The sequence below is a fragment of the Brachybacterium sp. GCM10030252 genome (genome assembly GCF_042666535.1).
GTDB lineage: Bacteria > Actinomycetota > Actinomycetes > Actinomycetales > Dermabacteraceae > Brachybacterium.
In genome coordinates this window covers 96,571-109,548 of sequence record NZ_JBHTDM010000005.1, presented here as the reverse complement: position 1 = coordinate 109,548, position 12,978 = coordinate 96,571, and the positions used below count along the sequence as shown (strand labels likewise).

Annotated in this window: 15 protein-coding genes and 2 pseudogenes; 8 read left to right on the top strand and 9 right to left on the bottom strand. The window is 68.9% G+C overall.

Annotated elements, in window-relative coordinates:
- Nucleotides 1-28 precede the first annotated feature (28 nt).
- Nucleotides 29-337, top strand: a complete 309-nt coding sequence (locus ACFQRJ_RS04505; RefSeq protein ID WP_377017487.1) for a hypothetical protein — start codon at nt 29-31, stop codon at nt 335-337.
- Nucleotides 338-365: 28 nt separating this feature from the next.
- Here the strand turns inward: ACFQRJ_RS04505 and ACFQRJ_RS04500 are convergent, their stop codons facing one another.
- On the bottom strand, nt 366-989 hold the full coding sequence (locus ACFQRJ_RS04500) for a response regulator (protein ID WP_377017485.1): 624 nt from the start codon (nt 987-989) through the stop codon (nt 366-368).
- A complete protein-coding gene (locus ACFQRJ_RS04495) occupies nt 986-2,188 on the bottom strand; it encodes a sensor histidine kinase (RefSeq protein WP_377017482.1) in 1,203 nt (400 codons plus the stop codon). The genes ACFQRJ_RS04500 and ACFQRJ_RS04495 overlap by 4 nt, the downstream gene beginning before the upstream one ends.
- A 376-nt stretch (nt 2,189-2,564) precedes the next feature.
- On the opposite strand from ACFQRJ_RS04495, the pseudogene ACFQRJ_RS04490 reads away from it, so the two are divergent.
- The 6 genes and pseudogenes from ACFQRJ_RS04490 to ACFQRJ_RS04465 form a co-directional block, all read left to right on the top strand.
- Nucleotides 2,565-3,636: pseudogene (locus tag ACFQRJ_RS04490) on the top strand (IS3 family transposase); the annotation flags it as partial.
- A gap of 57 nt (nt 3,637-3,693) precedes the next feature.
- Nucleotides 3,694-3,873 (top strand): transposase, encoded by a 180-nt coding sequence (locus ACFQRJ_RS04485; protein WP_377017620.1) that lies wholly within the window; start codon nt 3,694-3,696, stop codon nt 3,871-3,873.
- A gap of 110 nt (nt 3,874-3,983) precedes the next feature.
- The gene (locus tag ACFQRJ_RS04480; protein ID WP_377017480.1) at nt 3,984-4,538 is read left to right on the top strand and encodes an IS110 family transposase; all 555 of its coding nucleotides are present in this window, start codon (nt 3,984-3,986) and stop codon (nt 4,536-4,538) included.
- A gap of 79 nt (nt 4,539-4,617) precedes the next feature.
- A pseudogene (locus tag ACFQRJ_RS04475) lies at nt 4,618-4,767 on the top strand (integrase core domain-containing protein); the annotation flags it as partial.
- A 163-nt stretch (nt 4,768-4,930) separates the two neighbouring features.
- Nucleotides 4,931-5,605 (top strand): histidine phosphatase family protein, encoded by a 675-nt coding sequence (locus ACFQRJ_RS04470; RefSeq protein ID WP_377017478.1) that lies wholly within the window; start codon nt 4,931-4,933, stop codon nt 5,603-5,605.
- Complete coding sequence (locus tag ACFQRJ_RS04465; protein WP_377017476.1) at nt 5,602-6,144, top strand: DUF4916 domain-containing protein; 543 nt, start codon at nt 5,602-5,604, stop codon at nt 6,142-6,144. Before ACFQRJ_RS04470 ends, ACFQRJ_RS04465 begins: the two co-directional genes overlap by 4 nt.
- Nucleotides 6,145-6,183: 39 nt before the next feature.
- Here ACFQRJ_RS04465 and ACFQRJ_RS04460 read toward each other — a convergent pair whose 3' ends face one another.
- From ACFQRJ_RS04460 to clpS, 7 genes are all read right to left on the bottom strand, one after another.
- Nucleotides 6,184-7,257, bottom strand: coding sequence for a phosphotransferase family protein (locus ACFQRJ_RS04460; protein ID WP_377017474.1), 1,074 nt, complete (start codon nt 7,255-7,257; stop codon nt 6,184-6,186).
- Between the two features lie 18 nt (nt 7,258-7,275).
- Nucleotides 7,276-7,914 (bottom strand): RdgB/HAM1 family non-canonical purine NTP pyrophosphatase, encoded by a 639-nt coding sequence (rdgB, locus tag ACFQRJ_RS04455; protein ID WP_377017472.1) that lies wholly within the window; start codon nt 7,912-7,914, stop codon nt 7,276-7,278.
- Nucleotides 7,911-8,678: a ribonuclease PH gene (gene rph, locus ACFQRJ_RS04450; RefSeq protein ID WP_377017470.1), complete on the bottom strand. Its 768-nt coding sequence runs from the start codon at nt 8,676-8,678 to the stop codon at nt 7,911-7,913. Before rph ends, rdgB begins: the two co-directional genes overlap by 4 nt.
- A 22-nt stretch (nt 8,679-8,700) precedes the next feature.
- A complete protein-coding gene (locus tag ACFQRJ_RS04445) occupies nt 8,701-9,483 on the bottom strand; it encodes an MBL fold metallo-hydrolase (protein WP_377017468.1) in 783 nt (260 codons plus the stop codon).
- Entirely contained in the window at nt 9,480-10,292 is an 813-nt protein-coding gene (gene murI, locus ACFQRJ_RS04440; RefSeq protein ID WP_377017466.1) for a glutamate racemase, read from the bottom strand. Before murI ends, ACFQRJ_RS04445 begins: the two co-directional genes overlap by 4 nt.
- A gap of 220 nt (nt 10,293-10,512) precedes the next feature.
- On the bottom strand, nt 10,513-11,145 hold the full coding sequence (locus ACFQRJ_RS04435; protein ID WP_377017464.1) for a DUF2017 domain-containing protein: 633 nt from the start codon (nt 11,143-11,145) through the stop codon (nt 10,513-10,515).
- A complete protein-coding gene (gene clpS, locus ACFQRJ_RS04430) occupies nt 11,145-11,468 on the bottom strand; it encodes an ATP-dependent Clp protease adapter ClpS (RefSeq protein WP_377017462.1) in 324 nt (107 codons plus the stop codon). The genes ACFQRJ_RS04435 and clpS overlap by 1 nt, the downstream gene beginning before the upstream one ends.
- A gap of 112 nt (nt 11,469-11,580) precedes the next feature.
- Here clpS and ACFQRJ_RS04425 point away from each other — a divergent pair, with 112 nt between their 5' ends.
- Nucleotides 11,581-12,960, top strand: coding sequence for a nicotinate phosphoribosyltransferase (locus ACFQRJ_RS04425; RefSeq protein ID WP_377017460.1), 1,380 nt, complete (start codon nt 11,581-11,583; stop codon nt 12,958-12,960).
- Nucleotides 12,961-12,978 lie beyond the last annotated feature (18 nt).

Genomic DNA, 12,978 nt, shown 5'->3' with positions numbered 1-12,978 from the left:
CGGCGCGCGATTGTTCGCAGGCTTGGCCGTGAGCGACCTCGATGTCGCTGAAAGCGGGTTCGAGGCGTTCTTTGGTGCTCCGGCATTCGCGCCGAATGAGACCGGGCGCGTCTGGACAATGTCTGATCTATGTCACATCTACACCGAGCTCGATCCAGAAGGTGCGGGGCGCTCTCGAGTCACGCTCTTCGTCGAGGATCTGCCGGGCTTCACCGCTCGTGCGGCTCGCTACGGGATCTATGCGGCGTCGCAGGAGAGCTATGGCAACGGGGTGCTGAAGACCGTCTACGACGATCCTGACGGCAATCACATTGGGGTCGGGGAAAGTCCCTCGTGATCTAGCTGTGCCAGCATTCTCGACGGGCTCAGCCGAGGATCCCTCGCTCATAGGCGGCGGCTACGGCAGCGGCCCGATCGGACACCCCGAGCTTGGTGAAGATGTGCGTCAGGTGGGTTTTCACGGTTGCCTCGCTAACGAACAGCTCTTTGGCGATCAGTCGATTCGACGTGCCGCGTGCGACCAGGAGGAGAACTTCCCGCTCCCGGGTGCTAAGGCTCCCCCGTCGTGCTGGCTGGTGCATATGTGAGGCAAGCCGGGTGGCTATCGCCGGCGAAAGCACGACCTCCCCAGCGGAAGTGGTTCGGATAGCGTCGATCAGAGCCTCGGTCGACGCATCCTTGAGGAGGTAGCCGGTGGCGCCAGCTTCGATGGCTGCGACGGTATCCGAATCGGTGTCATAGGTGGTCAGCACCAGCACCGGAGTGTCGATGCCGCGACTCCTTAGATTCTGTATGGCCGCAACTCCGCCTCCGCCAGGCATCCGCAGGTCCATGACGACGACGTCGGGTAGAAGTACGGCGGCCAAGTCGACCGCCGACGGGCCATCGCCGGCCTGCCCTACGACCTCGAGGTCCGATGCGGTGGAAATGGTGGAGACCAGTCCATCCCGGACGACGGGGTGATCATCGACGACTAAGACCCGAGTCATGCAGCTGCCTCGCGTGGCAGGGCTGGAAGGCGCAGTGATACGGCTGTGCCTTGCCCGGGGCGGGACTCCACGTCCACCTTCCCGGCAAGCCGGGTTGCGCGTTGGCGCATGCCTCGCAGTCCGAATGAGGTCCCGCCGACTGCGATATCGGGATCGAAGCCACGGCCGTCATCACGAACGTCTAGGACCATCTGTTCATCGTCGAAGGTGAGTGTCACGACGACACGACTAGCGTCGGCATGCTTTCGGACGTTGGACAGCGATTCTTGTACAACGCGCAGCACAGTTGCTTCAACCTCCGGGTGAAGTGGCCTCACCTCGCCTGTGATGACGAATTCGGCGCGGCACGGATAATCCTGCGTCCACTGATCGATGAGTTCGCCAACGGCCTCGGGAAGCGTTGAGGTGTCTAGAGATTCTGGCGCCAAGTTCAACACGGACCGACGGGCTTCGCCCAGGGCAGTACGGACCAGCCCGATCGCCCGCGCGAGCCGGGGCCGGGGATCGGGCTCGCGTTCGGCGGCCTGAAGTTGCGTCAATGTCGCTGCGAGACTCTGGGCGAGCGTGTCATGGATTTCTCGCGCCAACCGCTCTCGCTCCTCGTGGACGCCGGCCAGCCGTGCCTGTGTCACCACGGTCTCTTGCAGTTTTGTGTTCTCTTGAGCGGCCCGCTTCAGGTCGGCGTTGACTTGCTCGAGCTCAGCGATCATGGAGATCTGCTCCACGGCTTGTCGAGTGTTCTGCGCATGCATATGGTCCAGCATTGGGACCAGTCCGAGGTTGACCGCGAGTAGAGCGGCGAAGGCCAGCCATTGCACTGTTCCCTCTGGTGGTAGCCCTCCGGACTGAGAGCCGGCGACGGTGACCGCGACTGCCAGCAGGCCGAGCCTACGGTGCCTACGGTGGGTCAACTCCCCGAGGTCGAGGTACCCCACCCATGCGTATATCCCGAAGAATGGATTGATCCAGGCGAGCACGAAGGCCAGAATCGTGCGCACCAAGTAGTGGACGGCTACCTCGTACGGGGAGCGTGGTCGGCCTGCTCGTGAAAACACCCATACCCCGGACCACACCGCGGCCGTGAGGACCAAAAGCGCCTGGGCGCCGAGCCACCTAGGGCTGTCGACGTCGAACATGTGGCTGGTCGAAGCGGCCACCACGGCGGCAATCCCGAGCAGGACGAACTGGACGCGAGGCATCCAGCTCGTCCAGGTTCCGCGCCCTACGGTCGTCGATACCACGTCAGCGTCTCACTCCCACCTAAATGCTCGCACGGACACCAGCACCGAGTCTGCGGTCCACCCGAGAAATACAACAAGGTGAAGCCCTTCCGGGAACGAGCCGAGCATCGCTGCGTTCATCGCCTCGGAGGCCGCGCCCAGCGGGGTCGGCTAAACCACCTGCCGCAGAACGCTGCCCATGGCTTGGACTGGAAAGTAGGCACCAGCTGTGAACATTGAGTCTAAAAAAACTATTGATCCCAGGATAGAGGCTGAGCGTGGGGGCCGGGCAACCGCAGTCTGAACCGACCCAGGCTTGATGCGGCTGCTGATTGAGTCCGAGAGGATGGACAGCATGCCGAAGAAGATCGATCCCCAGCTGCGAGCGAGGTGCGTGCGGCTCGTGCGCGAGCACCAGCAGGAGTACCCCACCTTGACCGCGGCACTGCCGCGGTCGCCCGCCAGGAAGGCGTCTCGCGGGAGTCCGTGCGGCGCTGGCCGGCCCGGGCCGACGTCGACGACGGGACGAAGCCGGGCGTGACCAGTAAGGAGTCTGCCGAGGTCAAGAGACTGAAGACGGAGGTCAAGCGGCTCCGGGAGGACAACGAGATCCTCCGGCGGGCCTGGATCTTTTTCGCGGGGAACTCGACCCCCGGGGCCGCTGATCCTCGCGTTCATCGAGGAGATGAGAAGCGAGGGCCACGCAGTCGAGTCGATCCTCCGCGTCTCGCGCCAGCAGGGCCTAGTGCTCGCGGCACGCACCTACCGCGCCTGGAAGCGCCCAGCCCGCATCGCGGCCCGCACCGTCACCGATGCGCTGGTCGAATACAAAATCCGCGACCTCGCCTGGACGGTCGATCCGGTCACCGGGCAGGTCCAGATGACGCCAGAGGACCTGTATGGGCGGCGAAAGTGGGTTGCGCTGCTCCGCAACCAAGACGGCCTCGCCGGCACGTCCCGCGGGGCGGTGGACCGGGCGATGCGGACCCTCGGTCTCGAGGTGTGGGGCGAGCGAAGAAGCCGCGCACCACCATCCCCGATCCGGGCGGGAAAAGCGTCGGTGACCTGCTGACCCGTGACTTCACCGCGTCCGCGCCGAACCGGGTGTGGGCCACCGACTTCGACTACATCCGCACCTGGGCGGGGCCGTCTACGTCGCGTTCGTCGTGGACGTGTTCGCCCAGCGGATCGTGAGATGGCACGCCAGCACGAGCAAGAACGTCGACCTGGTCATGACGCCGCTGCGCATCGCACCCTGGAAGCGAGAACGGGAAGGAAACCCCATCTCACCAGGAGACTTGCTCCACCACAGCGACGCCGGGTCGCAATACACAGCAGTTCGTCTGACCGAGCATCTCGCCTTCGAGGGCATCGCGCCATCGATCGGAACCGTGGGCGATGCCTACGAATGTCAGTCTCTATCTACCCGGTCCCGCGAGGATCGGGTAGTCCCGGCCGACGCGGTCTGACTCCCACTCGAAACCATCCATTCCGGGCACGTCGTCATTGGCGTCGATACCCATAAGCACATTCACGTCGCCGCCGTGCTCGACACCATCGGCGGCATCCTGGCGACGCTCACCGTCCCCACCGATACGGGTGGCTTCAACCAGCTCCTTGCCTGGGCGGACTCGTTCGGAAAGGTCCTTGCGTTCGACATCTAGGGCACCGGCTCCTACGGAGCCACGCTGACATCGTTCGGTGCTCGCCGGCTTCGCGACGGCTGTTCCGAAGACCGCGGATCAGGCAGCTCAAGATCGCGCACGAGTCGGCGGTGACCGACCGCTCCGCTGCGATGATCTCGATGAAGGCGATACTCGTCCACGCCGATGACACGCTGCGCCGGAAGACGAACCGGATGACGCCGACCAAGCTCGCCCGCCACCTCGCAGCGCTGCGCCCTCGGAACCTCGAGACGCCCGCATACTGTCTCCGTCATGCGCAGCGGTCCTTGGCAGATGGCAGCACCTGGACAGCGAAGCCAAGGAACTCAGGGAGTCGATCGAGGCGCTCGTCGATCGCACCGCAACGGCTGGAGCAGTTCGGGATCGGCGTCGATACCGCAGTCGAGATCCTGATCGTTGCCGGCGACAATCCCGAGCGGATCCACTCCGAAGCCGCATTCGCGAAGCTCGCCGGTATCAGTCCCGTCCCGACCGGTTCCGGGATGACCAGCGGTCGCCATCGCATTAATCACGGCGGTCATCGGCAGCTGAACGCCGCGATCTACCGCACCGTGATCGTCCAAATGAGGTTCCACGAGCCGACCATCGCTTACGTCGCCCGTCGGGCGGCCGAAGGCAGGAGCAAGCGCGACGTCGTCCGTTGACTGAAGCGCTACGTCATCCGCGAGGTCTACCACCTCATCAAGGTCAACCCCCGAACCGGCGAGATCGCGGTTTTACAACTACCGCACCCTCGCAGGCGCCGAGAACGCAACGGCCGGATGGGTTAACTGGTACAACAACCGGCGCCTCCACGGCTCTCTCGGGATGCTCACCCCGATAGAGTTCGAGACGCTTTACTACGAGGCCCTCACCCGAGGGCCCGAACCCGCAAACCAGTGGCAGAGAACCCGGCCGGTTCACGGAGAAGCCGGGGGAACGGCAGGGAGGCGTGAACCCACGGTGCCGTGCGTATACGCTGGTCCTGACGACGTGAGAGCGGGTTTCGAGTCCCTTCTCGCGCACGGAACACACCCCTTTTCCGAGGAGACGCTTCATGACCCTGTTCGGGCTCGTCCGCCATGGGCAGACGGACTACAACCTCCACAACCTGTTCCAGGGCTCCTCGGACATACCGCTGAACGAGACCGGTGTCGAACAGGCCCACCGCGCCTTCGACGAGCTGCCCGACATGGTCTGGGACGTGGTCGTCTCCTCGCCGCTGCAGCGCGCCGAGCACACGGCGCGGATCATCGCAGCGGACCACGGCATCCCCTTCGGCGGCACCGAGGCGAAGCTGGTGGAGATCGACTGGGGCGAGGCCGAGGGCCGGCCGGTCGAGGAGATGCAGGAGCTCTACCCCGACCGGTCCTTCCCGGGCCGCGAGGACTACCAGGCCGTCGCCGACCGCGGCTATGACGCGCTCGAAGCGCTGGAGGAGCGCTTCCCCGGCCAGAAGGTGCTCGTCGTCGCGCACGGCACTCTCATCCGGTTCCTGCTGTCGGGCATCATCGAGCGGCCCCTGCCCTCGATCCCGAACGCGACCCTCTCGGTGATCGAGCTCGAGGACACCACCTGGCGGATCCGCATGATCGCGGGCAGAACGGTCGACAACGAGGTGGAAGTCCCCTCCCGCGACCGCAACCCCCGATTCTTCGCCGAGAAGCCCGAGGCGGCCCAGGCCGTCGCCGACCAGGACCCGACCGACGCTCTCCAGGGAGGTACCCGATGACCAACCGCACCGCCGTGGACACCGAGGGCGCATGGTTCGAACCCGAGGGCATCGAGGAACTGCGTCGCCGTCTCCCGATCCCGTACGTGGACATCGTGCCGGTGCGCACCGACCTGGACGGCAGCGTCGTCGAGGTCGGACTGCTGCTGCGGGCCGACGGGGGCGGGCAGATCGTGCGCGCCATCGTCTCCGGGCGGGTGCTGATCCACGAGACGATCCGCGAGGCCATCTCCCGGCACATCGAGAAGGACCTGGGGCCGATGGCGCTGCCGCGCATCCCCGTCTCCCCCGTGCCCTTCACGGTCGCCGAGTACTTCCCCACCCCGGGGATCTCGCCGTTCCACGATCAGCGCCAGCACGCCGTCTCCATGGCCTACATCGTCCCGATCGACGGGGAGACGGCCCCGCAGGAGGACGCGCTGGAGATGGCGTGGTTCGGGCTCGACGAGCTGCTGGCGGAGCCCTCTCCGCTCGAGGAGATGACCGGTGGCCGCGACCTGATCGTGCGCCGTGCCCTCGCCTACGTCGGCGCCACCTGAGGCGCTGACGGCCCGCTCGCGGGAACTGACCTCGTCCCTCTAGAGAACGCGTCGGGCCGCATCCAGCAGGATGCCGACCAGCTGCGTGAGCTCTTCGAGCGCCTGCTCGGGAGATTCCTCCGGCGCGCTCCCCCGCCGCGCCGGGCGGCCCTCCAGGGCCGTCTCGGCGACGTTGGCGGCGAGCTTCCAGCGCAGGCAGATCGCGGCCTCGCACCCACGGCGAGCGGCAGCGACGTCGGCCTCCGCGTCTTCGGAGCGCAGCCCCTCGACATAGGCGTCGAAGGCGTCCTCGACGAGCGAGCGGACCACGTGCGCCGACGCGTCGCCGCGCCGGACGGAGGCGAACAGCAGGGACGCGAGATCCGCGCCCACCGGGCCCGGCCCCACCGACTCCCAATCGATCAATACGCTGCGACCGCCGCTGCGCAGAGTGTTCGCGCCCACCGCGTCGTGGTGGCACAGCGTCTGCGGAAGCGCCTCGAGAATCGTGCGCACACGGGGCTGCGCGCGGATCAGCTCCTGTGCCTCGCCCACGCGGCCGGTCCACGAGAGGCTCGATGGCGTCCTCGCGCGCTCCAGAGTGGCCAGTCCGGCCTCCATCGCCTCCGGCTGCGCGTGCCGGTCGATCCAGCCGGTGAACAGCCAGGGGTGAGACGGGACTCGGTCCAGCCACCGTCCCGCCATCGCGCCGAGATCTCGCGAGATCGCCAGCAGCGACCCGCCCTCCAGGGGCCGGGGCGCCTCGTCGCGGATCTCTTCGAGCCACAGCGTGATCCGGCCGTCGGCCTTGACCTGCGAGCCGTACAGGCGCGGCGCCACCAGCGACGGTGCCAGGTCCTCGAGCAGGCCGGAGGTGTAGGCGGCGTGCTCGCGTCGGCCGTTGTCCAGCAGGTACGGCGAGGCCGTGGCCGGGCCCTCGGTCACCTTCTCGATCAGTGACCAGGGCCGGCGTCCGGTGCCGGTGACGGCCGCACCGCGCAGCCGGTGCACGTCACGGTGGGCCAGGAACGCGTCGTAGTCCAGGGGTTCGCGTCGAACGTCCTCGAGATCGACGCTCGAGGTGCCGATCATGGCAGCGACGGCCTCGCGCCACGGCGCCTCCGCTGGGTTCACGCCGTGCGCCGTGACTTCTCAGCCCAGGAGCTGGGCGACGTGCTCGGCGATGGCGCGGAAGGCTTCGCCGCGGTGGGAGATCGCATCCTTCTGCTCGGGGGCGAGCTCGGCGGCCGAGCGTCCCTCCCCGTCGGGCAGGAAGATCGGGTCGTACCCGAAGCCGCCCTCGCCGTGGCGCTCGCGAAGCAGCCGGCCGGTCATCACGCCGCGCTCGACGATCTCGGTGCCGTCGGGGGCCACCAGCGCCGCCGCGCACACGAACCGTGCCGTGCGGTACTCGTCGGGGATGTCCGCGAGCTGGGCGAGCAGCAGATCGTTGTTGGCCTCGTCGTCACCGTGGCGCCCGCTCCAGCGAGCCGAGAAGATGCCCGGGCAGCCGCCCAGCACATCCACGGAGAGGCCGGAATCGTCGGCCACCGCCAGCAGGCCGGTCGCCTCGGCGGCGGAGTGCGCCTTCAGCAGGGCGTTGCCCTGGAAGGTGACCGCTTCCTCCACCACGTCCGGCAGGTCGATCCCCGCCGAGGAGATGACGGCTTCGGCCTCCAGGCCGGGGACCGCGGCCACCAGGATGCGCTGCAGCTCGTGCAGCTTCTTGGCGTTGTGGGTGGCCAGGATGACCCGGGCTCCCTCGGGCACGCCGGCGACGCTCGCGCTCATCGCGGCTGGTCCAGGGCCTCGCGCTGGATGCCGGCGAGGGTGGTGCACCCGCCGGTGGCCAGGTCGAGCAGGGATCCGAGCTCGGTGCGGTCGAAGGGGGCGCCCTCGGCGGTTCCCTGGATCTCGACGAAGGACCCGGCGCCGGTGACCACGACGTTCATGTCGGTCTCGGCCTCGACGTCCTCGCGGTACTCCAGGTCCAGCAGCGGACGCCCGCTGACGATGCCGACACTGATGGCGCTGACGGAGTCGGTGAGGATCTCCCGGGCGGCGGGGAGGGAGGTGTGGCGCTTGCCCCAGGCGATCGCGTCGGCCAGGGCGACGTAGGCGCCGGTGATCGCGGCGGTACGGGTGCCGCCGTCGGCCTGGAGCACGTCGCAGTCCAGCTGGATCGTGTTCTCCCCCAGGGCGTCGAGGTCGATGACCGCGCGCAGGGAGCGGCCGATCAGGCGGGAGATCTCGTGGGTGCGGCCGCCGATCTTGCCCTTGACGCTCTCGCGCTGGGACCGGGAGTTGGTCGCGCGCGGGAGCATCGCGTACTCGGCGGTGACCCAGCCCGAGCCGGAGCCCTGCTTCCACCGCGGCACGCCCTCGGTGAAGGAGGCGGCGCACAGCACACGGGTGCGGCCGAACTCGATCAGGGCGCTGCCTTCGGCGTGGTCGAGCCAGTCGCGGGTGATGCGCACCTCGCGCAGCTGATCCGGGGTGCGGCCGTCGACGCGGTCACCGGCCGGCGCGGGCTCGGTCTGGGTCTGTGAGCTCACGGAGCTCCCTTCGTGGGGATGTTCAGGCGGACACGTCGAGGATATCCATGGGACGGACCACCTGGATCGGGCCGTCGTGGGCGGCGCGGGCCTCTGCGAGGGTGACGGCGGGCTCGGTCCAGGCCGGGATGTGGGTCAGCGCCAGCTGCCCGACGCCGGCGCGGGTCGCGCACTGCCCGGCGCGGCGGCCGGTGAGGTGGACGCCGCTGAAGCGGTCGTCGCGGCCCTCGATGTACCCGGCCTCGCACAGGAAGAGGTCCGCGCCGACGGCCAGGTCGTCCAGGGCCGGGCAGGAGTCGGTGTCCCCGGAGTAGGCGAGCACGCCGCCCCCGCCGGTAATCCGGAAGCCGTAGGCCTCGACGGGGTGGGTCACCGCGCGCACCTCGATGTCGAGGGGGCCGATGGAGAAGTCCCGGCGGTCGGCGAGGGCGTGGTAGGCGAACGGCACACCGTCGACGCCGGCGGGGACGTACCCCTCACGGCACAGCACCGCTGAGAGCCGGTCCGGCAGCGGCTCCGGGGCGTGGATCGGCAGCTGCGGGAGGTCGTCGCGCTCGTGGTAGGCCCAGAACACCTCGAGACCGGTGAGGTCGAGGTAGTGATCGGGGTGGAGGTGGGAGATGATCACCGCGTCCAGCTCCGCCGGGTCGATCACGCGCTGGAGCGGGCCGAACGCGCCGGAGCCGAGGTCCATCAGCACCCGCCAGAGGCGGCCGCTGGTGTCCTCCTGCTCGATGAGGTAGCTGGAGGCGGCGCTGTCGGGGCCGGCGAAGCTGCCGCTGCAGCCGATGACGGTCAGCCTCATGCCGAGACCACCGGCAGGGAGGCGGTCATGTCGAGCGTCGGCCCGAGGAAGCGGCGCGAGAGGCGAGCGAAGGACTCGCTGCCATCCCCGTCGGCCGTCTGGGCGAAGACGTGGCGCGGCGAGCGCTCCGACTGACGCAGCTGGTCGGTGCCGCGCAGCTGGCGGTAGACGTCCAGCGCGGTCTCCTCGGCGGAGGAGACCAGGGTGACGTCCGGTCCCATCGCGTAGCTGATCGGGCCGGCGAGCATCGGGTAGTGGGTGCAGCCCAGCACCAGGGTGTCCACGCCGGCCTCACGGACCGGGGCCAGGTACTCCTCGGCGACCTCCGCGACGACGTCGCCCATGGTGACCCCGTTCTCGACGAACTCGACGAAGCGGGGGCAGGCCTGGGTGACGATCTCCAGATCGGGCGCCGCGGCGAACGCGTCCTCGTAGGCACGGGAGGTCACCGTGCCCTGCGTGCCGATCACGCCGATGCGGTTGTTGCGGGTGGCGGCGACGGCGCGGCGCACAGCGGGCTGGATCACCTCGACCACCGGCAGCTGATAGCGCTCGCGGGCATCGCGCAGCACGGCGGCCGAGGCGGTGTTGCAGGCGATCACCAGCAGCTTCACGCCGTGCTCGACGAGATCGTCCATGATCCCCAGCACCAGCGCGCGCACGTCGGCGATGGGGCGGGGCCCGTACGGACTGTGCGCGGTGTCGCCGATGTAGACCAGCTCCTCCTGCGGCAGCTGGTCGAGGATGGCTCGGGCCACGGTCAGCCCGCCCACCCCGGAGTCGAGGATCCCGATCGGCGCGTTGTTCATCCCGGCAAGGCTAGTGTCGCGGGGTCCCCGAAACACTCGTGGCGCGCTCACTGGGTGCAGTTTCACAGTCGCGCCCCTGCGCGACCCAATCGTTCCTCGCGGACCACGACGGGCTCACAGTTCGTCGCTCAGTCCACTATCCAACCGACTGAACTCCTCCCGCTCACCCTGCGCGGCCCGCTCGTTCCTCGCGGACCACTGCGGGTTCGCCGGTCGTCGTTCAGTCCAATGCCCGCAGCAGGCTCTCCTGCAGCCACGACAGCAGCTCGTAGACGGCGATGACGATGTCGGAGCCGACGGTGTCGTCGTCGGTCTCGCTCGCCCCCTCCACGCGCTCGCCGATCTGCTGCAGCATCCGCACGGTGTCGAAGTCACCGTCGCGCTGGAGGTCCAGACGGTCCGCGAGCACGATCCGCACGTCGTTCAGCGCGCGCAGCACCGCCAGGGCGTCGTCATCGTCCAGCACGACCTCGCTGTGCTCGCTGCCGCTGGCGTCCAGGATCGCCATCACGCGGCGGAGGTCGGCGAGCTTGCCGTCGGCGAGGTCCTGCTGACCCAGCCGGCGGTACTCGGCGGCGAGCGTCGGATCCTCCGAGGCCGCCGGGAACAGGCGCTTGACGGCGGAGTCCGCGGGCTCGCGGGCATCGCGGCCTGCGAACTCGGCCTCCAGCCGGCGCAGCGGGTCCTCGCTCTCGGCGGCACGACGCAGCGGATCGGCATCCGAGTCGATCCCGAGGTCGCCGCGGATCAGCTCCGCGGTCTCCTGGGCGACCTGGGCGATGATCGCCTTCTCCTCGCCGTCGAGCCGGCAGGCCAGGGAGCCGTCGGGCCGACGGCGGAACGCATGCGCCATCAGTCCTCCTCCGCCTTCTCCAACGTGGCCCGCAGGCCGTAGGAATGCATGGCCTGCACGTCGGTCTCCATGCGTTCGCGGGACCCGCGCGAGACGATCGCCCGCCCCTCCTCATGGACCTGTGTCATGAGCTGCTCGGCGACCAGGCGCGAGTACCCGAAGTAGCGGCGGAAGACGAAGGTGACGTAGCTCATCAGGTTCACGGGGTCGTTCCAGACCACCGTGCACCAGGGCCCCTCGGCGTCCATCGTCAGCTGGTTGCTGTGGGAGAGATCGGTCAGCGAGCCCGTGTCGGGCTCAGCCCGCGGCAGCTCGACCGGCATTCGTGCTCCTCCTGTGTCCCGCCACGTCCCGATCTGCCGGGACGCGGTGCCCGTCGAGTCTACGGGGCGCGCCCGGCGATCTGCTGGCCCGGCACGCATTACGGTGGACACTGTGACTTCCGCCCTGCTCACCGACCTCTACGAGCTGACGATGGTGCAAGCTGCCCGCCGGGCCGGCACCGCGTCGCGACGCTGCGTCTTCGAGGTGTTCACCCGTTCCCTGCCCGAGGGCCGCCGCTACGGCGTCCTCGCCGGCACCGGCCGCGTGCTCGACGCGATCGCCGACTTCCGTTTCGACGACGCCGATCTGCGCTATCTGCGCGGGGCGGGCGTGCTGGACGAGGACACGCTGGAGCATCTGGCCCGGTACCGCTTCTCCGGTGACGTCCACGGCTACGAGGAAGGTGAGCTGTTCTTCCCCAGCTCCCCCGTGCTGCGCGTCGAGGGCACCTTCGAGGACGCGGTGATCCTGGAGACGGTGGTGCTCTCGATCCTCAACCACGACAGCGGGATCGCCTCGGCCGGCTCGCGCATGATCACCGCGGCCCGCGGCCGCCCCTGCATCGAGATGGGTGGGCGCCGCGTCCACGAGGACGCCGCCATCGCCGCCGCCCGCGCCGCCTACGTCGTCGGCTTCGCCTCCACCTCGAACCTCGCGGCCGGCGCGCACTACCGGATCCCCGTCGCCGGCACCGCGGCGCATTCCTTCACGCTGCTGTTCGACAGCGAGGAGGAGGCCTTCCGCGCCCAGCTGGTCTCCCAGGGAACCGGCACGACGGTGCTGGTGGACACCTACGACGTGGAGACCGCGATCCGCACCGCGGTGGACCTCGCCGGGCCGGAGCTCGGAGCGGTGAGACTCGATTCCGGCGATCTCGCCGAGCAGGCCGGCGAGGTCCGTCGACTGCTCGATTCGCTCGGGGCGACGACGACCCGCGTCACCGCCACCGGGGATCTGGACGAGTACCGCGTCGAGGAGCTGGCCTCCTCCCCGCTGGACGGCTACGGCATCGGCACCCGCCTGGTCACCGGCGGCGGCCACCCCGCGCCCGGGTTCGTGTACAAGCTGGTCGAGCGCGAGGGGGCCGACGGGCAGATGCACCCCGTCGGCAAGCAGTCGCTGGACAAGGCGACGCTCGGCGCCGGCAAGCGTGCCTTCCGGATGCTGGTGGGCGATCGCGCCCACGCGGAGCTGGTGCTGCCCGGCGAGGCGGAGATCGCCGAGTTCGAACGGGAGCTGACCGCGGAGCTGCTGGCGGCCGAGGCCAACCCGGACTGGAGCCGCACGAATCTGCGCCCCCTGCAGGTCCCGATGATCCTCGGCGGCGAGCCGACGGACCCGTTGCCTCGCCCGGAGCAGGTCGAGAAGGCGCGTCAGCGGCACGCGGACTCGATCCGCGAACTGGATCTGCCGGCCGACGACGGGCCTGACGGCCCGATCGCCATCCCCACCGTCACCGACGGCGTCGAGGCGGCACGGGTTCTGCGCTGACGCCGACCGGCAGCGCCC

What these genes read in the sequence shown, in the direction of transcription:
- ACFQRJ_RS04500 (WP_377017485.1), bottom strand. Translation starts at nt 989, where the DNA reads ATGACTCGGGTCTTAGTCGTCGATGATCACCCCGTCGTCCGGGATGGA.
- ACFQRJ_RS04495 (WP_377017482.1), bottom strand. Translation starts at nt 2,188, where the DNA reads ATGCCTCGCGTCCAGTTCGTCCTGCTCGGGATTGCCGCCGTGGTGGCC.
- ACFQRJ_RS04470 (WP_377017478.1), top strand. Translation starts at nt 4,931, where the DNA reads ATGACCCTGTTCGGGCTCGTCCGCCATGGGCAGACGGACTACAACCTC.
- ACFQRJ_RS04465 (WP_377017476.1), top strand. Translation starts at nt 5,602, where the DNA reads ATGACCAACCGCACCGCCGTGGACACCGAGGGCGCATGGTTCGAACCC.
- rdgB (WP_377017472.1), bottom strand. Translation starts at nt 7,914, where the DNA reads ATGAGCGCGAGCGTCGCCGGCGTGCCCGAGGGAGCCCGGGTCATCCTG.
- ACFQRJ_RS04445 (WP_377017468.1), bottom strand. Translation starts at nt 9,483, where the DNA reads ATGAGGCTGACCGTCATCGGCTGCAGCGGCAGCTTCGCCGGCCCCGAC.
- murI (WP_377017466.1), bottom strand. Translation starts at nt 10,292, where the DNA reads ATGAACAACGCGCCGATCGGGATCCTCGACTCCGGGGTGGGCGGGCTG.
- ACFQRJ_RS04435 (WP_377017464.1), bottom strand. Translation starts at nt 11,145, where the DNA reads ATGGCGCATGCGTTCCGCCGTCGGCCCGACGGCTCCCTGGCCTGCCGG.
- clpS (WP_377017462.1), bottom strand. Translation starts at nt 11,468, where the DNA reads ATGCCGGTCGAGCTGCCGCGGGCTGAGCCCGACACGGGCTCGCTGACC.